Genomic DNA, 21,295 nt, shown 5'->3' on the forward strand with positions numbered 1-21,295 from the left:
CAGCAACAGTCATATACGTAGCGCTGAATACCAACGCCTTGCTCGTCTATCTGTACCCTCTGGACAGCATTTTCACTCGAGACAAAAGGGCAATGACTCGAAGACGTCGAAAACTTCGGAGTACTCCAAACGAATAGCCATGCTCCATTCGAAGAAAAGGATGGCTTCCCCTCTGGCACTCACATTTACTTCACCGTCATCCTAGGTTGATTCTACATTCAAGATTGATCAATACGATTCACGGTCATATAGTCGCCGTCGAGAGCTTGAGGCTTGATCGGGAGGTTTTTAGCGAAACGCGCCGAAAGCGACTTCAACTTGAACGAGGCCATATTGATGAGTGACGTAGACCGCGCTGCCGTCCGAAGGGACATACCGGTGCCCTCCGAGGATAGTAGTGTTGTCTGGGGTAGCGACGCGATCGCACAGATGTTGCGCAAGTTGGACATCCCGTATGTGCTGCTCAATCCGGGCGCAAGCTTTCGCGGACTGCACGACAGTCTGGTGAATTATCTTGCTAATCACAATCCGCAGATGATTGTAGTGCTGCACGAAGAGCACGCGATTGCCATCGCACACGGTTATACGAAAGTAACGGGGCAGATGCTCGGCGCGATCGTGCATAGCAACGTCGGGCTGATGCACGCGTCGATGGCGATCTACAACGCCTGGGCCGACCGTGTGCCCGTGCTCGTGCTGGGCGCTACCGGGCCTGTCGATGCCGCGCTGCGTCGCCCCTGGATTGACTGGCTTCATACCGCGCAGGATCAGGGTGCGCTCGTGCGAAATTTTACGAAGTGGGACGCGCAACCGGCCTCGGTCCCGGCTGCGTTCGAGGCTCTGCTGCGTGCTGCGCAAATCGCCCGCACTGCGCCGAACGGCCCGACCTACGTGTGTTTCGACGCGGCGCTTCAGGAGACCGAATTAAGTAATCAACCGGTTCTTCCCGACCCGGCGCGTTACTTGCCGGCAACCTCCGCGCGGCCATCGGAAGCGGACCTCTGCAAGGCGCTCGCATGGCTTGCAGAGGCGCGTTCGCCGGTGATCCTGATGGGGCGAGTGTCGCGTGACGAAACCGCGTGGCGGCACCGCGTCGCACTTGCTGAAGCACTAGGTGCGCGGGTGTTGACGGACCTGAAGGTAGGAGCGGCATTTCCGACTGACCATCCGCTGCATGTCGCCGCGCCCGGGTTCTTTCTCTCGCCCGCTGCAGCCGCCGAGTTGAGATCCGCCGATGTTGTCCTGAGTCTGGACTGGGTCGATCTTGCAGGGACGCTCAGGCAGGCGTGGGGTGAGGACGTGGTGGGGAGTCGCGTCATCCAGGTATCGGTGGATCAATATATCCATAACGGTTGGTCCATGGATCATCAGGGGCTTGCACCGGTCGACCTTTATATGATGTCGGAACCTGATCCGGTCGTCGCGCTTCTATGCGAGGCGCTACCGAAGCGCGCGGTGCCCGTGCCCGCGAAGGTGGCGCCTCGAGAAAACGTATCAAGGTCCGGTGAGTCAATGAGCATTGCCTTCATGGCGCAATCGCTGCGGCGTGCCACAGCCGGCCACGACGTCTGTCTTATCCGGTTGCCTCTTGGCTGGAGTGGCGACATGTGGGACTTCCGCCATCCTCTTGATTATCTCGGCTACGACGGTGGCGGCGGAATTGGATCAGGTCCGGGGATGGCCGTCGGCGCGGCACTTGCCTTGAAGGGCAGCGGCCGCCTGCCGGTTGCCGTGATTGGCGATGGCGACTACATGATGGGCGTGACCGCACTGTGGACCGCTGCCAACGCGCGGATACCCTTGCTCGTCATCGTTGCGAACAACCGTTCCTTCTTCAACGACGAGCTGCATCAGGAGCGCGTGGCGAAGGATCGGCACCGCCCGGTCGAGAATCGCTGGATCGGCCAACGCATCGCGGATCCGGAGCCGGATCTCGCCATGATCGCCAGGGGGCAGGGCCTTGTCGGCATCGGGCCGGTCGCGCGCGCGACGGATCTTGACGCAGCTTTAGCGCAAGCTGTGAGTGCTCTGCTTGATGGAAAGACCGTCGTGGTGGACGTGCGCGTGGATCCGGGATACAGCCCGTCCATGTCGTCAGGCATGACGAGATCCAAGACCGAATGAGCCGGTCGGTCAGCTCGACTTTGAGATCGAATTGGAGACTTCGCAATGAGCAATGAATCGCTGCGGATGCTGGAGGGTGAACATGATCTCTCTTCGCGCATCGCGTCCCTGATCCCACGGTCCAGTGGGTTGTACTGGGGCGGTCAATGGCACACACCTGCTGAGGCGCAGAAGCTTACTACGTTCAATCCGTCCACCGGCGCGCTACTCGCGGAGGTTCTCGTTGGCGGCGCCGCCGAGGTCGATGCCGCAGTGTGCGCGGCGAAGAGCGCGGCACCGGGCTGGGCGAGAGTGCCGCCGCTGGAGCGTGGTCGGCGCCTGCGCGAAGCTGCCATGCGTATTCGCGCGAACGCCCTCGAACTCGCGATGCTCGACTCGGCCGATTGCGGTAATCCGATCAGCGCAATGATGGCGGACGCCGAGATTGCCGCCACGCAACTCGAGTACTTTGCGGGGTTGGTGCTCGAAATGAAGGGAGAAACGATTCCCACGGGCAACGGCTCACTTAACTATACGGTGCGTGAACCGTTAGGCGTCGTCGCGCGGATTTTTCCTTTCAACCACCCCTTCATGTTTGCCGCTGGCAAGATCGCTGCGCCACTCGCGGCGGGCAACACGGTCGTGATCAAGCCGCCGGAACAGGCGCCGTTATCCACCATCCGGCTCATGGAGCTGCTCGCGGACCTCTTTCCAGCGGGCGTCCTCAATTGCGTGACAGGCGGCCGGGAAACCGGCGCGGCCCTTGCCGCTCATCCGGACGTCGCAGCCGTCGCGCTTATCGGCAGCGTGCCGGCGGGTAAGGCGGTGCTTCATGCGGCAGCCGACACCCTCAAGCACACGTTGCTGGAGCTCGGTGGAAAGAATGCGATGGTGATTTTTCCGGACGCGGACTTCGAACAAGCCGTGGCGGGCGCGGTTCGAGGCATGAACTTCACATGGTGTGGTCAATCCTGCGGTTCAACGAGTCGTCTATTCGTGCATGAGTCGCTTCACAATCGGTTTGTAGCCGCCTTGGCCGATCGCGTTCAGACCATGCACAAGCCTGGCGTTGCAACCGACAAGCGCACGACGATGGGCGCGCTCGCGAGCCGGGCGCAATACGACAGGACGTTGCGCTATATCCGGGCAGGGCTCGAAGAAGGCGCGTCGCTGGTATGCGGCGGCAAACATCCGGCGGACCCGTTGTTATCGGAGGGATTTTTTATCGAGCCAACCATCTTCGCGGATGTCCAGCCGTCGATGGCGATTGCCCGCGAGGAGATTTTCGGCCCAGTCCTTTCGGTTTTTAGTTGGCACGACGAAGACGAACTGTTTGCTGCCGTAAACGGTGTGGAGTTCGGCTTGACCGGGTCGATCTGGACCCGTGACCTGGTTTGCGCGCATCGTGCGGCGTTGCGGCTTGAGGCGGGCTACGTGTGGATCAATGACTGCTCGATACACATCCCGGGTGCGCCGTTCGGCGGTTTCAAGCAGTCGGGAATCGGGCGCGAGGAATCGAAGGAAGAGTTGCTGGAATTCACGAGGATCAAGAACGTCAACGTGTCGCTTCGAAGCTGACTTAGCGATTCTGTACGGTGCCGATGAACTTGGCGCGAGGTCTCAGCAGGAAAGCCTGCGTGCGTTGCTCAAGGATGTGGGCGACCCATCCGGCCGTGCGGCTCAGGATCCACAGCGCAGTGGCCGTGCCATCGGGCATCGACAGTGCACGCGTGAGCACCACTAGCGCAATAGCGAGGCCCGGGTTCGCTTTGAGCGAGCTTCGTGCCGTTGCGAGGAAATCCAGCGTGTTGCGCGTACCCGCCGGCAGGTCGGGCAAGCCAGCGACCAGATCGAGAATGACGTCGGCGCGCGGATCGCCGTCGGGGTACATCGGGTGATTGAAGCCGAAGCGGCTTGCGCCGTACTCGCGCACGAAAGGCAACCGTGCTTCGAGATCTTCCGGTGCCGTTGATTGAAGCAGGGCGGTTTCGACCGTCTGGGTCGCTGTGCCCGTGGAGAAGCCTACGTGAGAGCCGATTGCTGCCGCCACACAGTTGTAGAGGTCCGCGTTCGTGGACGCGGCGATGCGCGCTGCGAACGTTGCCGGCGCGAGTTCGTTGTCGGCGAGGACGATCATCGCTCCGTTAAGGGCGTGCAGCGCTTCGGGAGAACTCGCCGCGCCGGTAGCCCGCAGGATGAACGGCGCGAGTGCTTCGTGGGCTTGGCGATACTCGAATTGCGGACGCGCCCGCAAGTAGCCCAGACAGCCGGCCATCGTCTGGATGAGCAGGCGCGCGGCAGGCACGGAGGTGCCGTCGGATATCTCGGCAGCGCCGCGATCATGCATCCCGAGTGCCAATGCAACGATGCCAAGCAGGTTGCCGATGTCGTTGCAACGCAGGCCGTCTTCGTAGGATCGCAGGAGGCGCTGGGTGTCGGCTGGTGTCTCGATGCCGGACCATGCAGCGAACGTGTCCTGCCAGGTTCCGGTGAATAGCAATTGCGCGACCGACTCGAACGAGATGCCGGCGCGCGCCATTTCCACCGCTGCTCGATTGCGATAGATCGGGCCCGCATGCGTGACTTGGGTGATGGCCGAAGCGATGACGGGTTCGCCCCAATGCATGGTTGATTCAGCCGATGCAGACTTCGACGGCCGACCGCGCTTGCGGCTGCGTACGCGCTCGACGTCGGTACGCAGATACAGGCTCTTGCGGCCGTCGCTATGCGGAGCGGTCTTGATGATGCCCCGACTCACATAAGCATAGAGCGTGCCGGCCTTGATATTGAGAATTTCGAGTACTTCGTTGCGAGTCATCAAATCTTTTTGCATCGATGTCCTGCCATTTTCTAAAAAATAATCAACCAAATTCTACCGCTAGCGGTGCACAGAATGGCATGTCAGAGGTATACAAGTATTATTGATTTGAATTATCAATCTTGCTTGAAATATAGATCTTATCTACTGTTGGTCATATCGGTCCATTTGGCTGAATCGAAATACCGCGTGGATGAAGCATGAAGACGCTGGATCCGGGGTGTGGCAAGCGTGCTTGGACGGCTGTACTATCCGCTGAGCTTGTGCCATCGCGAAGAAAGGATGGCCAAGCGTGGGATTGCGGTAGAAGCTGGACGGCGCAGGATGCGCCGTTCAGCTTCTACCGTACTTAAGTAGGCGTTGCGCCGTTGCAAGCGAGCTGTTGGCAAGAGCGTGCGGGTGGACAAAGCCAACGTGAAGATCTGGGGCGAACGCAGGTATCTCTACCGCGCCGTGGACAAGGCAACACGGTCGTTTTTTCTGCGAGCTAAGTGCAACAAGGCCGCTACCTAGCGTTATTTCGAAAAATCGATCAAGCAAAACGGCGTACCCAACGATGACGATCGACAAAAGCGGAGCCAGTCTGGCCGCGCTGCGCGCGTGTCGTTCTGAGTGGCGCAGAGATCATGCCTACGATCTCTGAACTTCCACGAGTTCTGGGTACCCAGCCACCGCTGATTCGTAAAGTACGCATTGTCAGTCGGATTGTAGAAATCCACATGCGAATGCGACCGCTAACATCGCTTTGTTCGAGAACGTGTACGACACGCCGGCGTCAACGTTCTGCTGCGAGTCAGCCGCAAAGACCGTTGTATCGTTCGACACCGCCCCGACTCATTGGCTCCGCCACTATTGGTCTTCACGTTAAAGATCAACAGTCCTGATTATTTCCGCTATTTTCGCCAGAGCCAAGCGAATAGCGCAAGCGCTTGAGCACTCGGGCCACCACCAGCTTCGACGCCTTCATCGAGCTTTCAACTCTTTATGTTATCCAAAACATCATAGCGAAACGCACTACTGCACAGAGCCGTTGCACCGCCCGCTGCAATCGACATCGCAACGTGTATCGAACAATCATACTTTAGGTTGATTACAGGCGACATTTTGCTCTTCTAGAGTAATTCAAGTAATTTCCCCAGCCTGCGGAAGGTGCTCGCGAGTCGAACGTGGATTGCGCGGGGATCGATTTGCCTCTCGGTGCGTTCGCAACTTACGGAAGGGCGAAGGGATAGTTTGAAATAGAAAAGCATGAAACGCTAAAGAACGAATTTAACTATCTACGGACAAGGAAAATCAGACATGCCTATACGAGGCCATCGATGCTCGATTGCTGTGCTGTTAGCCAGCCTGCTGTTCGATCTTTCCGGGTGCGGTGGTGACCAGACACCCACCTCCCAAACAACAGCCTCGTCAACGCCAATTGCACAGGCTGCGGTCGACCCGGCGACAGCCACCCCACAGTCTTCGCCGAGCGCAGACCCAACGAACGCAGTTCGGTCTCAGATCGTTCTAGAAGGGCAAACGCGTTTTGAAGTGCTGTCACCAACACTAATTCGAGCTGAATACTCTCCGATCGGGAAATTCGAAGACAACCCCACGTTCAATGCAGTGAATCGTGCTTTTCCGGTGACATCTTTTACTGAGCAGGTGGTCAACGGGGTTCTTATTCTTAAGACATCTGCGATGACTTTGTCCTATAAGCAGGGGTCGGGTCAATTTACGAAAAACAATTTGAGTATTCAATTCGATGTTGCCGGCAAATCGGCCCTCGCGAATCCTGAATGGCTGTCCGGAAAGCCGATGACCCAGGTTCCGATCGACTCCGTTACGAGTGGCTGGCGTGAAAGCATCGATGTTTCCTATCTGGCTGCCAATGGAAAACCTCCGGGAACGGTCGTGCCTGGCCTAGTCAGCAACGCAGGATGGTATCTGCTGGACGATAGTCAGAGTGCCCTGTTCGCAGGCGGTCATGTAACGCAACGTGATACTACCCGGCAATCAGGTTATCAGGACGGTTATCTGTTCGGATATGGCCATAATTATAAACAGGCATTGTCCGATTTCCGTACGCTAACTGGACCCGCTGTCATGCTGCCACGCTCAGTATTCGGTGTCTGGTTTTCCAGGTGGTACGCATACAGTTTCAATGACTATAAGCACAGTTTGATTCCGGCATTCAGGTCTCACCATACCCCGCTGGATGTACTGGTTAGCGACACTGACTGGAAGACACCGGACTGGAACGGCTGGGAATTCAATAGTCAATATTTCCCGAATCCTGCCGAGTTCTTCAATTGGGCACAAAGCGAGGGTTTGCGCGTTGCGCTGAATGTGCACCCGAGTATGTCGGTGAGCGACCCGAAATACAAAAGTGCTGAGGCCACAGCCGGAGAAAGTTTGGTCTCGAACAACTGCTATAACAATCCAGCACCGTGCGGCAGATTTGATTTGGGTAAATACCGGCAACTCAAAGCGTTCTTCAACTTGCACAATTCAATTGATGCGCTTGCTCCCGTTATTTGGTGGATGGACTGGAGCGGCGGAGAGGTATCGTCCAGTCTGCCGGGAATCTCACCGGTGACGTGGGTCAACTACCAGTATGTGAACTATGAGAACAGCAGGCCTGAGCAAACGGGACTGAGGAATTTTGCTTTTAGCCGTATAGGTGGGGATGGGAGTGGTTATGGGACGTTCAATGCTCCCGCAACGGGCCCGTGGGCGGAACATCGATACACAGTGAACTTTACCGGCGACAGCATTTCGAACTGGGAAACATTGGCGTTTGAAGCGAAATATACGCCGGGGGTTGGCGCGGCTATCGGATTGCCTTACGTTACGCACGACCTGGGAGGATTCCGTGACTCGGTGACGAGCTATACGGGCGACGCCGTTTCGGACGATCTGTATGCTCGGTGGGTTCAACTCGGCACCTTCCAGCCAATCATGCGATTGCATTCTGCTCAAGGCCGGAGATTGCCTTGGGAATACGGCGCGGCCGCTGAGCAATCTGCTGAGAAGTTTTTAAGATTGCGCGAAATGCTCGTTCCTTATACCTATACGTTGGCACGAAACGCACACGATACTGGCATACCCATCACTGAGCCGCTCTATCTCGAGTATCCGGATGAGCCTAATGCTTATGGTGGCACGGAGTATTTGTATGGCGATGCTTTGTTGATTGCGCCGGTAACGACCGCGGGATCTGGAACAGTTGCTACGCAAGTCTGGTTTCCACCGGGGAATTGGGTGAATTTCTTTACGGGCGCATCGTACTCCGGCTCGACCGATCAATCGATTCAGAGCACGTTGATGGATATGCCTGCATTTCTGAAGGCAGGTGGGATCGTGCCGATGCGTAGCAATTATGTGGATCACGATGTCTCTAATCCTATAGATCAAATGACACTAAATGTTGCTGCCGGCGCGGATGGCACATTTAATCTCTATGAGGATTCCGGAGATGGCCTGGATTATCTGCAAGGCAAATACGCGACTACGTTGATTGACTACAAAGACAATGGAACGGGGAATGGCAAGACGTTGACAATTCATGCTCAACGCGGGACTTATAGCGGTGCTATCGACTCTCGGGCATGGACTATCCGAATGTTGGAGGTCTCGTCGAAGCCCCGCACCGTGAGCGTCGATGGGCAGCAAGTCAGGGAGTCTCAGGCAGATAATGGTTGGTCTTACGACGAGACCGATCATATCCTCACAGTACAAATGGGAACGCATTCGACTAAGACGCGACTGACGGCGGTGATCCAGTGAGCGACTGACATTGGCGTCAAATTGATTGCTCTGGTAATCATTTAGCCGGCCTCCTCCGTTTCTGCCGGTAGAGGCGTTCAAGTAAATTCTTCTAAAGGAATACGTGAACAAACCAATTAGTGAGGCACCTTCCGGTCTTTCTGCGCTTTTTGCGAGCGTAGCGCCCAAAGGGGAGGGATTCCGCATCGAGGCGCCCGACGATTGGACCCAAGGGCGAACTTTATACGGCGGCCTTACGGCAGCCTTATCGTTTCACGCCGTCAAGTTAGCCAATCCGGACCTCCCGCCCTTTCGCTCGGGACAGTTTTGTTTTATCTCGCCAGCGACTGGCGTTGTTGACCTTTTTCCTTCTATTTTGCGGCAGGGGCGCGGTGCGACTGTTGCCAACGTCGATGTGTTTGCTCAAGAACGATTGGCTGCCCGTGTGCTTCTTACATACGGGGCTGGCCGTGAAAGCCGGATCGTGCATGATTACCTGCCTATGCCTAAGATATCTCCTCCGACTTTCTGTGATCTCTTCGTCTGGAATGGCCCTCGACCCCTTTTTCTCCGAAATTTCGAACTGCGCTTTGCGAGCGGCGCGCCACCGATTAGTCAGGGTTCTAAGCCTGAGTTTTTTGTTTGGGTACGTCCGCTGCACAGCACGGACGTAGACCCCTCCGCGATCCTACTAGCGGTGGCTGATACATTACCTCCCGCAGCAACCGTAAGCTTCGAAACGGCAGCAATGATTAGCACCATGACATGGACCCTTGACGTCGCGCAACCGGTCCTGCCGTCCGAGTGGTATCTACTCCGATCGTCGAGCGAGCAAGCAAGCTCCGGCTACTCAAGGCAGGCAATGCATTGTTGGGATTTAGATGGAAGGTGCATTTCGATCGGCCGACAGACGGTCGCACTATTTGACTAGATTGAGTTAATCAGCCGATTTATGAAAATTCCGTGATGCTGCAGAGGCTTTGCCAACTTGCCGTCGATCTAAAAAGACCGCCAGTCGGCTGTCGCTTTTGGCTGTAACGAGGCGATCGGTTTAGCTGCTGCCTTGTGTGCTGTATGCCGCGCGAGCGCTGGCGCAAATGGGACAGCGTTTTCACCGACCTTGAATATCGATATCGCCTGGCGCAGCGAATTCGACTGATCCGCCATGGATTGCGCGGCGGCCGAAGCTTGCTCGACGAGTGCGGCATTCTGCTGCGTTACTTCGTCCATCTGGCTGACCGCCTGATTGACCTGTTCGATTCCCACGCTCTGCTCAGCCGAGGCCGATGAAATTTCGCCTACGATATCCGTGACCTTTTGCACCGATACCACGATCTCCGCGATCGTCGCGCCCGCTTCCAAGACCAGTTTTGACCCCGCATCGACGCGTTGCACCGATTCACTGATGAGTCCTCCGATCTCTTTCGCGGCCGCCGCGCTACGCTGCGCGAGTGTGCGCACTTCACCCGCGACGACCGCAAAACCACGTCCTTCCTCACCAGCGCGGGCGGCTTCGACCGCTGCATTGAGCGCGAGAATATTGGTCTGGAACGCGATGCCTTCAATTACGCTGATGATGTCGGCGACCTTGCTGGAGCTTTCGGAGATGCCCTGCATGGTGTGGACTACCCGGGAGACCACGTCACCGCCTCGCTGTGCCGTACGCGACGCGGAACTTGCAAGTGCGGCGGCCTGCTTTGCGTTGTCCGCGTTGTGGCGGACCGTTGTGGTGAGCTCTTCCATGCTCGCTGCCGTTTCTTCCAGCGAAGCTGCCTGCTCTTCCGTGCGCTGTGATAGATCCGTGTTGCCCTGCGCGATTTCTCCTGCAGCGACCGAGATCGATTCGCTTGATGTCTTAATGCCCCGCACGATCGTGGTGAGTTGTTCCTTCATCGCGGCAAGTGAAAACAGTAGGCTGCGGTCATCGCCCTCTTTCAACGCAATAGGTGCGAGCAGGTTGCCCGCTGCAATTTCTTGAGCAATTGCGGCCGCATCTCCAGGTTCGCCACCGAGCTGCCGAGTCAGTCCGCGCGCAATTAGCAACGACAGCGTCAGCCCGATAAGCGCTGCTGCAACGATCCCGCTCATCACAAGCGTGGCAGCGCGCGAATACGCGTTGCGCGCGTCGATGCCTTCTTTTTTCGCTTCGACGACATTGATATCAACAATGGCCTGGAGATCCTTTTCCGCGATACGTCGAAGTTCAACCGATCTTCCGTTGAGCATTGCCATCGCGTCATCGTGCTTGCCGTCCTTCGCCAATGTGCGAGTGCTACGGTCGGCATCCAGATACTGACCCATGACCCCCTGCAATTCCGAGTACCGGATTTTTTCCTCGGGGTCGTTTATGAGCGGCTCGTATTGACTGGCCGCATGTTGAAACTCGGCGATGGCTTGATCCGCCAGCTGGTTCGCGTTTTCTATATCAGTGGGAGATGAAGCTGTAGCCGCGCGGTAGTCGCTAAGGCGAATCGCGCGCAGGCTGCTTTGCATTTCCAGGCTGTTCAGCACTGCTGGCAGCGAGTTTCCGCTCAGCGAGGCCACATGATCATTCTCGCCGGATATCTCGGAGAGGCTGAACACGCCCAACCCCACAAGCAGCGCGATGACAGCGGAAAATCCGGCGACGAGTTTTGTGAACACCTTCATTTGATGAAACGCCAACATAGTAAGTCCTCTTAATTAGTAGAAATTCGTGGAAGCTACGTTGCTAATTAACGGACATTATTTTATTTACTGAAGGATCTTTATCGTGCGTTGACCAGGCAGCGCTCGAATAGATGAGCGAAGAAGGGTCAACAGTCCAGGTGGAGAGTCCGTCATAGTCTAAAGGCCAGGTGACGTTCACGCCCTCACAATTAATCTGGCGACGCCGGAAAACTACATTGATTCAACATTCAAGATTGATTAATTCGTATCGACAGTTATATAGTTGCGGCGGAACACTTGGGCTTGGTCGAGTGCCTCTTAGCGAAATGCGAATAAAGCATCTTGAGCATGAATGAGCTCATAACGGTAAGCGACGTAGAGAGAGCTGCCGTCCGAAGGGACATACCGCTGCCCTCTGATGATAGTAGTGCTGTCTGAGGTAGCGACGCGATCGCCATCGCACACGGATATACAACTATAGCGAGGCAGATGCTTAGCGCCATTGTGCGTACCAACGTGCGGCTGATGCACGCGTCGATGACGATCTACAACACCTGGGTTGACCGGGTGCTGGTGCTGAGGGTGACGAAGCCTGTCGATGCAGCGCTGCGCCGGCCTTCGATGACTCTGTCGCGCGCGTGCTAAACCTCTGCGTTACGCGCTTGATCTGATCCTGCTGTGTGCGCTGGTACGTGGCCTATCCGATGAGCTTGCGTCACCTGGAAGAAATGATGGCTGAACGTGGCCCTCGCAGTTGATCATTCGGCTGTGCACCGCTGGGCACTCAAGCTGTTGCCGATGTGCCGGTATTGGATCGGTTTAAGGATCTACATGCCTGGTCGAGCGACGTAGAAGCAGGAAAAAATGCATTATCCATGGGCTCTTTTCAAAGGACCATTCGGCTAGGGAATCACCGCTCAAGTGGCCGCACCAGCATCGTCAAGTTGACGAGAACTGGGGCAGGCGCTTTCAGGTTGTGGGGCCGGTCACGTGAAAGCGGGCGGACGGAGGTATCTCTACCGGGATCAATCGGCCGCAGATTATGTCGTTACCGGCGGGGTCAGAAACCGCTTGATCAACGTTTGCAGGAGTTCAATCACCTTGTTTTGGTCTTGCGGCAGGCCACGAATTGCCATGATCTTGCATCCGTCGACCACCCCGATCAGCAGCGCCGCCGCTGTATCGGCATCGAGCGATGAGTCTATGCGTCCCTGTGTTTGACCGTTACGCAGGAAGTCTGCCAGCAATTGCTGCATACCTCGGCTATGGACCTGCAGGATCCGGGCTAGCTCCTGATTGCGGCCGGCTTCCGCCAGCATGTCGACAAACAGGGTGTGCCGGCCACCATTTTTGCCCATCCTGGTTTGTTGCATTTCAGCGATCAGCGCTGCCAGCGCATCGGAACTGGTCATCGTCTGGCTGAAACGCTCGGTGGCGCTTGCCAGCATCATTTCGATGATCGCACCCATGATGGCTTCTTTGCTTTCGAAGTAGTGGTAAAGGTGACCAGGACTCATACCCGCCTCGGTGCAGATGGCGGAGATCGATGCGCTGCGAAATCCGTCCCGCATAAAACATCGCCTGGCGGCCTTGAGAACTTCTTGGCGCTTTGCCTCATGTTTAACTGGATCGACGGTACGCATGGTAGGTATCCTCACGCAAAGATAGAGTGAACGATCTATTTATGTTGACCAAAATTTTTTTCGATTCTAAGATAGAACAATCATTCTAACATTGCGGGAAACTCGATGATCACCATGCGTTTGGGTAAAGAAGGCCCGCTGGTTTCAGCGCTGGGACTTGGTTGCAACCGGATGTCGCTTCAAAACCCACGAAATGATGACGAAAGCATCGCCACCATTCAAGCTGCGCTGGATGCCGGAATCAACTATCTGAACACCGCCGATTTTTATGGATCAGGCCACAACGAATCGCTGATTGGACGTGCCATCAAAGGCCGGCGCGATCAGGCTTTTATCAGCGTCAAGTTCGGCGCCATGTTCTCGCCCGCGGGACAGTTCATGGGCCTCGACGGTCGTCCGAACTCGGTCAAGAACTTTGCTGCCTATTCGCTGCAACGGCTCGGGGTGGACGTGATCGACCTTTATCAGCCGGGTCGGCCTGACCCTGAGGTGCCTTTCGAGGACACGATCGGTGCAGTTGCGGATCTGATCAAAGAGGGAAAGGTGCGTTATCTGGGCGTTTCTGAAGTGGGCGCAGATAATTTGCGCCGTGCCCACAAGGTGCATCCGGTCAGTGCATTAGAGATTGAATACTCGCTGGCATGCCGCTTTACTGAGCCAGAAATACTGCCGACTGCACGTGAGTTGGGGGTAACAATTGTCCCGTATCGTGTCCTTGCCGACGGGTTGTTGACTGGAGCGCTAACAAGTGCGTCGCTAGGCGGGGATTCACGCATGCAGCCCCCGCGGATGCAGGGTGAGAACCTTGAGCACAACATTGCGGCCATTGCGCCTCTGAAAGAGATGGCCGCGGCCAAGGGCTGTACACCGGCTCAACTGGCCGTTGCCTGGCTGCTCTCGCGTGGAGATGACATCATTGCGCTGGTCGGCATGACCCGGCCAGCGCGTCTGCAGGAAAATCTGCAGATTCTGGATATCCGCTTTAGCGCCCAGGAATTGGCCGATCTTGAGCGCGCTTTTGCGCCCGGCGTTATCCTCGGCGACCGTTACCCGGCCTTCGTGTTGAAATACGCTGCGCAATAGAGCTTTGTTAAATCAACGGGTAGTCAACACCGTACCGAAAACAGCTGGGCGAACACTGTTCCGCGGGGCCTCGTTTCACCGGGCTTAGCCAAAATCAGGCCGGTTTTTGAGCAAAGGCCAGTTTATCCAGCGACGTCGAGCCCAGTGCTTTGACGTGACGAACGTCTTGTCGACATGCGGTGTTTCGTCAGTTCGGAATGCGATGACTTGGTTCGCGAAATAAGATTAGTGATCCAAAATGATGATAAGAACTAGTCTATGGAAATAGATGACAAATTTATTTTTGACTGGCCTAAAATTTCCTGCGATCGAGTTGCAGTAGTTACGTATTCCTTACGAGTTAAATTCTGAGACCTATTTGATCGTGCGGCTGGGGGTAAAGCTCGCGTTTGACCGTCCCTGTTTCGCGAGCGGTAACAGGAAAACAGTGCCGTACATGCGCAGGATGCTGGATACGTTCCACGTGCCTCTACGACTAAAGAAAATAGCCTTACATTTTTGTTGACGCACCATGCTTTGGCGTTCGTTACTCAAACGTTCAGGCTACCGGGTAAAGCGTGCGGTGGCAGCCATTTTGCAACGCCGACAATGGGAGTTTTTACACACCAGACATTGTCAGTAGATGCACTTACCGAGTTTCCTAATAAGCACCATGAGCATTTGAAAACGCGCGCGATGATCCGCGGGGAGGGTATGAAACCTTCGCCTGAGTTGAAGCAGCTTGCAGTTGATTCTCCATCCAATTGATTACGACCCAGGAGCTTTTGTGGGACTTAACGCACCAGCCGGCCGCTCGCGGCTCTGGCTTATCTTGCTGTTGCCGTACATCGCGTTATTGTGGGTACCGTTCTATAACGACACACGTCCTTCGTTCGCCGGTTTCCCGTTCTTCTACTGGTATCAGTTCCTGTGGGTTCCGCTCACCTCGCTGCTGATTTATGTCGTATACCGAGGTGTCAAATGAGCAATGTCGATCCGGTCTCACTGACCGTCTTCATCGGTTTCTTTGTTCTTGTCACCGTGGTTGGTTTTTTTGCTGCGCGCTGGAAGCGAGGCGACTTGACTCAACTGCATGAGTGGGGTCTTGGCGGCCGCCAGTTCGGTGCCGTCATTTCGTGGTTCCTCGTGGGGGGCGATTTTTATACCGCGTATACCGTCATCGCCGTGCCTGCACTTGTGTATTCGGTGGGCGCCTATGGATTCTTTGCATTGCCGTATACGATTATCGTGTACCCGTTCGTATTCGCCGTCATGCCGAAGCTCTGGAAAATTGCGCATGCGAAGAAACACATCACTGCAGCCGACTATGTGCAAGGCGAATACGGCGGCAAATGGTTTCCCGCTGCGGTTGCGTTGACCGGTATCGTCGCGACGATGCCTTATATCGCGTTGCAACTCGTGGGTATGCAGGTAGTGATCAAGGGGCTGGGTGTGTCCGGCGAACTGCCCTTGATCGTTGCGTTCGTGATTCTCGCGTTATACACCTACACGAGCGGCCTGCGGGCACCGGCGATGATCGCGTTCGTCAAGGACATTATGATTTTCATCGTCGTGATCGCGGCGGTGTGGATTATTCCGTCGAAGCTCGGCGGCTACGGACATGTGTTCGACGCGGCCGATACGTTTTTCAAGGCAAAAGGCGGCGCGACAGGCATTACCCTGAAGCCGGCGCAATTCACTGCGTATGCATCGCTTGCGCTGGGTTCGGCACTGGCTGCGTTTATGTACCCGCATACGATGACAGCGGTGTTGTCGTCTTCATCCGCGAACACCGTTCGCAAGAACGCGATCTTTTTGCCGATATATACGTTGCTGCTGGGATTGATCGCGTTGCTCGGCTATATGGCGATTGCTGCCGGCGTACACGTGACATCTGCCTCAGATGTCGTGCCGGCACTTTTTAGAACTGTTTTTCCGTCGTGGTTTGTCGGCTTCGCCGCTGCGGCGATTGCAATTAGCGCGTTGGTACCCGCAGCGATCATGTCGATCGGCGCGGCGAATCTCTTCACGCGCAATTTGTGGCCACTGATTTCGCGCAATACTTCGCCGGAAGCAGAAGCGAAAACCGCCAAGCTGGTGTCGTTGCTGGTCAAGTTCGGCGCGCTGCTGTTCACAGTCTTCCTGCCGACGCAATTCGCGATTGATCTTCAGTTATTGGGGGGCGTGTGGATTCTTCAAATTTTCCCTGCGATCGTCTTCTCACTCTATACGCGTCGCCTTAGTACGCCGGGTCTTTTTCTCGGATGGCTGGCTGGCATTGTGCTCGGCTCGGGATTGGCTATTCTTCAAGGCCTAAAGCCGGTGTTCGCACTGCATGTGGGCGGTGCAACGTACCCGGTTTATATCGGGTTGCTTGCGCTGGCTCTCAATATTGTGGTGTCGTTCACCGTCTCGTTTGTTATGCCACGGCGCGTGATATCGCATCAGGTCGCTGGATTCGTTGGTGAGTGAGAGTCGACTGATACCTTGATGACATGTTCGTCCCCCAGCGTTCAGCGGCTCCGGAGATTGATATTAAGCGAAGCTCCACAAGGGCAGCGATTCAGCTGTCGCCGCTGAACGCGGGTCTATCGCGCTCTTGCGCCACCGATCACGTTTGAAAAACAGGGGAGGACTTGATGTTTGCCGATCAGTTATTTCGCCGGAATGGGATGCTGCCAGTATGAATCTTGCAACGCTTAAAGTTGAGGGGGATGGTGTCGGATTGACTAAGGTGCGCAAGCTGTTGGCGCTATCGACTAGTACTGAATGGGAAAAAGGTGACCCAAAGCGGCGCGGGGGTGAGTATCACACGTCGGGATTTGTCGTCACGATCGCGGATTCTGCCGCGCCCTATACCATGATGGTGAGGGTCCGTCATTTTTTGAGGAAGTGCAAGGATCAGGGCCTTCGGTTTTCCAATTTCAGTGGTGTTGTCGGACTTTCAGTTGGCGTTACCGTGGATGCTTCGACCCAGTTCGCAGCGTATGTAAATCTCACTGTTGACGATATTGCGATACTTAAAGAATTAGAACTAGCGGTGGACCTAACGGTCTATTCTCGCTCGGATGAAACGGTAGACAACGGGGTGAATAGCGGGATGTAGCGGTGAGTCGAAACCTGCACGTTCCACCGCTTTGTGCCGGAATGGTCAATGCCATCCAGACCACCAGGCGGTAAGGCAGCAACGAGGAAAAGGACTGTACGATGAAAAGAGATAACACACGGTTGATGACTTGCTTGACCGGTCTCTTGGTTTTTGCATGTGGGACCGCTGGAGTAATGGTTACTGGCATGGTAATCAACGGGTGGCGAGTGGCGAATGAGGCAGTGCTTGCGCGTCTCGATGTGTCGCAATACGGTGCTGGTGGACTCGTGATTGGCGTTCTCCTGACGGCTGCTTTCACCTTCTTTTTTGTTCGCACCGGCGTTCGCCGTTCGAAAGATGCTCTTCACGCCACGCGCGAAGGGATCGCGCGGGCGAAGCAAACAATCGACCAATGGGACAACTGACATGGAAAGCAATTAGACATTGCTTGCCAGAATGCTTGCTTTGCAAGCCACTCGATCCTGAGTGTAATACCGGTTACATGCGCCGGCAGTGACAGACGCGAATCGAACGCTCGCCCAGCAGTTTGTATTCGGATCTTCGTCTATTCGGTGACTTGAAGATATCGAATGCGTGTGCGCGAACGACAATAAAACAGAGGTGAAATTTGAATACAGATTTTGAAATCACACCCGCACAGCCAGCAGATTGGCCAGCAATTTGGCCGATTCTACAAAAGGTCTTAGCGGCGGGCTCTAATTTCGTGTTCCCAACAGACTTTGAAGAAGAATCCATGTGCCGCATTTGGTTCGGGAAAGGCACGATTGTGTTCAAGGTTCTATCTGGAGGACAAGTTGTCGGATCGTATTTCATACGTCCTAATCATTCGGGACCCGGGTCTCACGTTGCGAATGCGGCCTATGCAACGCATTCTGATTTTCGGCGTAAAGGTATCGGAGGTGCGATGTGTCAGCACTCGATCGCCACCGCGCGCGATCGCGGGTTTTCCGCAATGCAGTTCAATGAGGTAATTGGGATCAACACAGCAGCAACGAAACTATATGCACGAAATGGTTTCAACATCGTAGGCCGAATTCCTGACGGATATATCGATGAAGTTCGAGGAAGATCTGATCTCTTGATATTTCACCGGGAGGTTTGAGGCGACGCCGTGATGGCAGATCGCACACAGCCTAGCTCTCGTGCGTTCGCATTACAACGCTCATCTCGGTTTGCCTGAAAGCTTGCGCGGATCCGAGAATCGCGGATGGTAGTTGTCGCCGGAGACCGATATCTGCGAATAGCGACCAGCATACGCGGTAGATGAGCACATCAACGCGGTCAATGCATCAGCTTCGCTGCCGAACGTCCTTCGGATCTTCGCCGAGTATTCCATGCTCAAATAATAACGAAGCGCATCCATGTGGTGTGCCGCCATCTGACGGACGCCAGCCATATTTTTGACTTTCTACGGCACTACGCAGACTGTTAGGAATCCGATAAAACAGAAATTCTGTTTGCCTATCGGAAAGCGGAAACTTCTCTCGTATGCGTAATATTTAATATTAATTCGTAACTTAAAAATTCGCGCATTAGGTCAGAATTTTCATTTTCTTCTGAGGTGCTGTTACCGTTTAAGGGACAGCAGAGAGCATGCGCAATAAACGTCCCCTTTTCGGAACAATGGTAGTGCTGATTGCGGTTTGCTCATCTGCGTCGGCACAGGAGATCGGACTGTACGCCGGACCGCTGGCAGGTGCCGGACAAAATTCGTACTCCTGGGCAATCGACTATACCGAAGGTTTCGGCAGATACTTTGCCGGCAGTATCACTTGGCTCAATGAAGGCCATATCCCCGGCCATCATCGCGACGGCCAAGCCGCTCAGGCATGGTTCCGCTTGCCGGTCGCCAACCAACGCGTAGTCTTCGCGCTCGGCGCGGGCCCGTATCGCTACTTCGATACGGAGGCGGCTGCGGAAGGCGACGGCTACTCAAATACGCACGGCTGGGGCGTCCTCTACAGCGCTCGTGCATCCTGGTACACGTCGCATCGCTGGACGGCCAACCTGCAGCTCAATCGCGTGCAACTGTGGCATGGAACCTCCACTACGGCAGTGCTCGTCGGTATCGGCTATCAACTGGATGGCCCGGACGAACCCGGTCCGCGCGATTTTGCGATTCCGCGGTTGTATAACGTGACGAACAATGAAATTTCGTTGATGGCAGGTGAGACTATTCTCAACAGCCTGCAATCGCCAACCTCAATCGCCGAATCGTTCGAGTATCGCCGCGGCCTGACGAAATTCATCGACGCAACGGTCGGCTATCTGCACGAAGGCAATGGACTGCTTGCGCGGCGCGACGGCTTGACCGCACAGCTGTGGCTGACGCGGGCATTTCTCAACGAGCGTTTGACGCTTGGGATTGGCGCGGGTGTGTACGCGGCCATCCATCACGACGACGATTCGGAGCGGCCGTCCGGTGACGGGATCCTGTCGGGGCTCGTGTCGGTTTCCGGCTCTTATCGGTTGACGTCGCATTGGGCCGCGCGTGTCACGTGGAATCGGGTCGTGACACGCTACAGCCGCGATACAGATGTGTTGCTCGGCGGGGTCTCCTACCGGTTCTGAGGGCGGTAGAAAGGAGGAGGGTGCTCGATGCCGATCGGTACGGATGTCTTCGGCGAAGACCCGTTTCGCCGGGCTCACGGCTCTTAAAGAGCGGATGCGGATCCTCGCGCGCGGATGGTGATTTTCATCACTCACCTCGGCTGGCAGGAAGCGCTTCAACACCAGATACGCAATCCATTCCCCCACGGGTTTCAACGCTTCCGTGAAGTTGTGGCAACTTCATTGTGTTCTACGTCATCGCTGCTCGTCGCTGCTTTGCGAAGTCCGCCTTGACACCCATCATCAACGCAATTCCACTCAGCATCAGAAGGCCGGCGAGCATATAGATGGCGAGGTCCATGCTTCCCGTACTCGTGCGAATCTGGCCGATCACCCACGGACTTACGATGCCGCTTGTGATCCCGATACTGCTGATGAAGGCAATGCCCGAGGCCGCGGCATTGCCCGACAAATAGCTCGGCGGAACAGACCAGAAGATCGGCAATGCAGCGAAGATAAAGACGGCCGCGACGCAGAGAATCGCGAGCATGGCGGGAAAGCTATTCAAGTGCAGGGTCAACGCGGCAAGCGCCAGCCCCCCGGCAATGGTGCAAAACGCGAAGTGCTTGCGCCGTTCACCCATACGGTCCGAACGACGCGCGATCAGAACGAGACCAATCGCGCCGATCGCATTCGGAATCACCGTATAGAGACTCACGGAGACCACATCCTTGATCCCGAAATCGCGAATCATCAATGGCATCCAGAAGTTGAGTGTGAGCGACGCACACGTCAGCGAAAAGTAGATAAACGCGAACAGATAGATACGGGGGTTGAGCAACGCCGCGGCGAAACTGCGTGCGTCATGCACGCCGTCCTTTGCCTGTCCCTGTGCGCAGAGAGCGACCAACCGGTCCTTTTCGGCTGCGGTAAGCCAGGTGGCATTGTGCGGCTTGTCGACCAGATAGAACAAGGCGACGAACCCGAGGATCACAGCCGGCGCTCCTTCGAGAGCAAACATCCACTGCCAGCCGAACAGGCCCATTACGCCACCCATGTCGCGCATGATCCATCCGGAGAACAGCCCGCCGAGCACGCCGGCCACTGCGACGCCCGCAAAGAAGACCGACATCACCGCGGCGCGGCGGTTGGCGGGAAACCAAAAGGTCAGGTAAAGAACGATGCCGGGGAAGAAGCCGGCTTCGAAGACCCCGAGCATGAAACGCAACACGTAAAAGTGGGCCGGTTTCGACACGAACATCATGCATACCGAAGCGATGCCCCACAAAAGCATGATGCGCGTAAACGTCTTGCGCGCACCGAATTTGAACAGCAGCATATTGCTTGGGACTTCACAAAGAACATAGCCGACATAGAACACGGCGGCACCAAGTCCGTACATGGCATCGCTGAAGCCGAGGTCGTGCTTCATCTGCAACTGGGCAAATCCGATGTTGATACGATCCAGAAATGACACGACGTAGCAGAGAAACAGAAAGGGAATGATGCGCCACGCGACCTTTTGAAACATCACGTGTTCGTCGGCCGAGGCGCTCGCGTAAGCGATGCCATCGGCAGTGAAGGAATTTTTCATGTCTCGCTCCAAGTGCG

Annotated in this window: 17 protein-coding genes and 1 pseudogene; 14 read left to right on the top strand and 4 right to left on the bottom strand. The window is 55.8% G+C overall.

Annotated elements, in window-relative coordinates:
• The first annotated feature begins 336 nt into the window (after nt 1-336).
• Together GSQ93_RS36005 and GSQ93_RS36010 are read left to right on the top strand one after the other, a co-directional pair.
• The gene (locus GSQ93_RS36005; protein ID WP_158940852.1) at nt 337-2,124 is read left to right on the top strand and encodes a thiamine pyrophosphate-binding protein; all 1,788 of its coding nucleotides are present in this window, start codon (nt 337-339) and stop codon (nt 2,122-2,124) included.
• A 45-nt stretch (nt 2,125-2,169) separates the two neighbouring features.
• Complete coding sequence (locus GSQ93_RS36010) at nt 2,170-3,681, top strand: aldehyde dehydrogenase family protein (protein ID WP_158940854.1); 1,512 nt, start codon at nt 2,170-2,172, stop codon at nt 3,679-3,681.
• A gap of 1 nt (nt 3,682) precedes the next feature.
• Here GSQ93_RS36010 and GSQ93_RS36015 read toward each other — a convergent pair whose 3' ends face one another.
• A complete protein-coding gene (locus GSQ93_RS36015) occupies nt 3,683-4,936 on the bottom strand; it encodes a citrate synthase (protein WP_254074234.1) in 1,254 nt (417 codons plus the stop codon).
• Between the two features lie 384 nt (nt 4,937-5,320).
• Between GSQ93_RS36015 and GSQ93_RS38810 the strand changes: the two genes are divergently transcribed.
• The 3 genes from GSQ93_RS38810 (at nt 5,321) to GSQ93_RS38815 (ending at nt 9,602) form a co-directional block, all read left to right on the top strand.
• Nucleotides 5,321-5,434, top strand: a complete 114-nt coding sequence (locus GSQ93_RS38810; protein WP_158940856.1) for a hypothetical protein — start codon at nt 5,321-5,323, stop codon at nt 5,432-5,434.
• A 786-nt stretch (nt 5,435-6,220) separates the two neighbouring features.
• On the top strand, nt 6,221-8,692 hold the full coding sequence (locus GSQ93_RS36025) for a TIM-barrel domain-containing protein (protein WP_158940858.1): 2,472 nt from the start codon (nt 6,221-6,223) through the stop codon (nt 8,690-8,692).
• Nucleotides 8,693-8,795: 103 nt separating this feature from the next.
• Complete coding sequence (locus tag GSQ93_RS38815) at nt 8,796-9,602, top strand: thioesterase family protein (RefSeq protein ID WP_158940860.1); 807 nt, start codon at nt 8,796-8,798, stop codon at nt 9,600-9,602.
• Between the two features lie 68 nt (nt 9,603-9,670).
• On the opposite strand, the gene GSQ93_RS38595 is transcribed toward GSQ93_RS38815, so the two are convergent.
• Nucleotides 9,671-11,320 (bottom strand): methyl-accepting chemotaxis protein, encoded by a 1,650-nt coding sequence (locus GSQ93_RS38595; protein WP_158940862.1) that lies wholly within the window; start codon nt 11,318-11,320, stop codon nt 9,671-9,673.
• Nucleotides 11,321-11,809: 489 nt separating this feature from the next.
• On the opposite strand from GSQ93_RS38595, the gene GSQ93_RS36040 reads away from it, so the two are divergent.
• Both GSQ93_RS36040 and GSQ93_RS37705 read left to right on the top strand, forming a co-directional pair.
• Nucleotides 11,810-11,965, top strand: a complete 156-nt coding sequence (locus GSQ93_RS36040; RefSeq protein ID WP_158940864.1) for a hypothetical protein — start codon at nt 11,810-11,812, stop codon at nt 11,963-11,965.
• Nucleotides 11,966-11,969: 4 nt separating this feature from the next.
• Nucleotides 11,970-12,121, top strand: a pseudogene (locus GSQ93_RS37705) (IS6 family transposase); the annotation flags it as partial.
• 239 nt (nt 12,122-12,360) lie between these two features.
• On the opposite strand, the gene GSQ93_RS36045 reads toward GSQ93_RS37705, so the two are convergent.
• The gene (locus GSQ93_RS36045) at nt 12,361-12,963 is read right to left on the bottom strand and encodes a TetR/AcrR family transcriptional regulator (protein WP_158940866.1); all 603 of its coding nucleotides are present in this window, start codon (nt 12,961-12,963) and stop codon (nt 12,361-12,363) included.
• 105 nt (nt 12,964-13,068) lie between these two features.
• Here GSQ93_RS36045 and GSQ93_RS36050 point away from each other — a divergent pair, with 105 nt between their 5' ends.
• The 7 genes from GSQ93_RS36050 to GSQ93_RS36080 all read left to right on the top strand — a co-directional run bounded on the left by GSQ93_RS36050 (nt 13,069) and on the right by GSQ93_RS36080 (nt 19,705).
• A complete protein-coding gene (locus GSQ93_RS36050; RefSeq protein ID WP_158940868.1) occupies nt 13,069-14,046 on the top strand; it encodes an aldo/keto reductase in 978 nt (325 codons plus the stop codon).
• Between the two features lie 766 nt (nt 14,047-14,812).
• On the top strand, nt 14,813-15,010 hold the full coding sequence (locus GSQ93_RS36055) for a DUF3311 domain-containing protein (RefSeq protein WP_158940870.1): 198 nt from the start codon (nt 14,813-14,815) through the stop codon (nt 15,008-15,010).
• Complete coding sequence (mctP, locus tag GSQ93_RS36060; RefSeq protein WP_158940872.1) at nt 15,007-16,497, top strand: monocarboxylate uptake permease MctP; 1,491 nt, start codon at nt 15,007-15,009, stop codon at nt 16,495-16,497. The genes GSQ93_RS36055 and mctP overlap by 4 nt, the downstream gene beginning before the upstream one ends.
• Before the next feature lie 211 nt (nt 16,498-16,708).
• Nucleotides 16,709-17,131 carry a hypothetical protein gene (locus tag GSQ93_RS36065; protein WP_158940874.1) on the top strand — a complete coding sequence of 141 codons (423 nt, stop codon included), beginning with the start codon at nt 16,709-16,711 and terminating at the stop codon, nt 17,129-17,131.
• 101 nt (nt 17,132-17,232) lie between these two features.
• Nucleotides 17,233-17,538 carry a hypothetical protein gene (locus GSQ93_RS36070; protein ID WP_158940876.1) on the top strand — a complete coding sequence of 102 codons (306 nt, stop codon included), beginning with the start codon at nt 17,233-17,235 and terminating at the stop codon, nt 17,536-17,538.
• Between the two features lie 203 nt (nt 17,539-17,741).
• Nucleotides 17,742-18,236, top strand: a complete 495-nt coding sequence (locus tag GSQ93_RS36075) for a GNAT family N-acetyltransferase (RefSeq protein WP_158940877.1) — start codon at nt 17,742-17,744, stop codon at nt 18,234-18,236.
• Between the two features lie 491 nt (nt 18,237-18,727).
• Nucleotides 18,728-19,705, top strand: a complete 978-nt coding sequence (locus GSQ93_RS36080) for a hypothetical protein (RefSeq protein ID WP_158940879.1) — start codon at nt 18,728-18,730, stop codon at nt 19,703-19,705.
• Between the two features lie 229 nt (nt 19,706-19,934).
• Here the strand turns inward: GSQ93_RS36080 and GSQ93_RS36085 are convergent, their stop codons facing one another.
• A complete protein-coding gene (locus GSQ93_RS36085; protein WP_158940881.1) occupies nt 19,935-21,278 on the bottom strand; it encodes an MFS transporter in 1,344 nt (447 codons plus the stop codon).
• Nucleotides 21,279-21,295 lie beyond the last annotated feature (17 nt).

It is taken from the genome of Burkholderia sp. S171 (assembly GCF_009766085.1).
GTDB lineage: Bacteria > Pseudomonadota > Gammaproteobacteria > Burkholderiales > Burkholderiaceae > Caballeronia.

Bases quoted from the DNA above. Each gene is read 5' to 3' on its own strand.
- GSQ93_RS36005 (WP_158940852.1), top strand. From the start codon at position 337: ATGAGTGACGTAGACCGCGCTGCCGTCCGAAGGGACATACCGGTGCCC.
- GSQ93_RS36010 (WP_158940854.1), top strand. From the start codon at position 2,170: ATGAGCAATGAATCGCTGCGGATGCTGGAGGGTGAACATGATCTCTCT.
- GSQ93_RS36015 (WP_254074234.1), bottom strand. From the start codon at position 4,936: ATGCAAAAAGATTTGATGACTCGCAACGAAGTACTCGAAATTCTCAAT.
- GSQ93_RS36025 (WP_158940858.1), top strand. From the start codon at position 6,221: ATGCCTATACGAGGCCATCGATGCTCGATTGCTGTGCTGTTAGCCAGC.
- GSQ93_RS38595 (WP_158940862.1), bottom strand. From the start codon at position 11,320: ATGAAGGTGTTCACAAAACTCGTCGCCGGATTTTCCGCTGTCATCGCG.
- GSQ93_RS36040 (WP_158940864.1), top strand. From the start codon at position 11,810: ATGCTTAGCGCCATTGTGCGTACCAACGTGCGGCTGATGCACGCGTCG.
- GSQ93_RS36045 (WP_158940866.1), bottom strand. From the start codon at position 12,963: ATGCGTACCGTCGATCCAGTTAAACATGAGGCAAAGCGCCAAGAAGTT.
- GSQ93_RS36050 (WP_158940868.1), top strand. From the start codon at position 13,069: ATGATCACCATGCGTTTGGGTAAAGAAGGCCCGCTGGTTTCAGCGCTG.
- mctP (WP_158940872.1), top strand. From the start codon at position 15,007: ATGAGCAATGTCGATCCGGTCTCACTGACCGTCTTCATCGGTTTCTTT.
- GSQ93_RS36065 (WP_158940874.1), top strand. From the start codon at position 16,709: ATGAATCTTGCAACGCTTAAAGTTGAGGGGGATGGTGTCGGATTGACT.
- GSQ93_RS36070 (WP_158940876.1), top strand. From the start codon at position 17,233: ATGAAAAGAGATAACACACGGTTGATGACTTGCTTGACCGGTCTCTTG.
- GSQ93_RS36080 (WP_158940879.1), top strand. From the start codon at position 18,728: ATGCGCAATAAACGTCCCCTTTTCGGAACAATGGTAGTGCTGATTGCG.
- GSQ93_RS36085 (WP_158940881.1), bottom strand. From the start codon at position 21,278: ATGAAAAATTCCTTCACTGCCGATGGCATCGCTTACGCGAGCGCCTCG.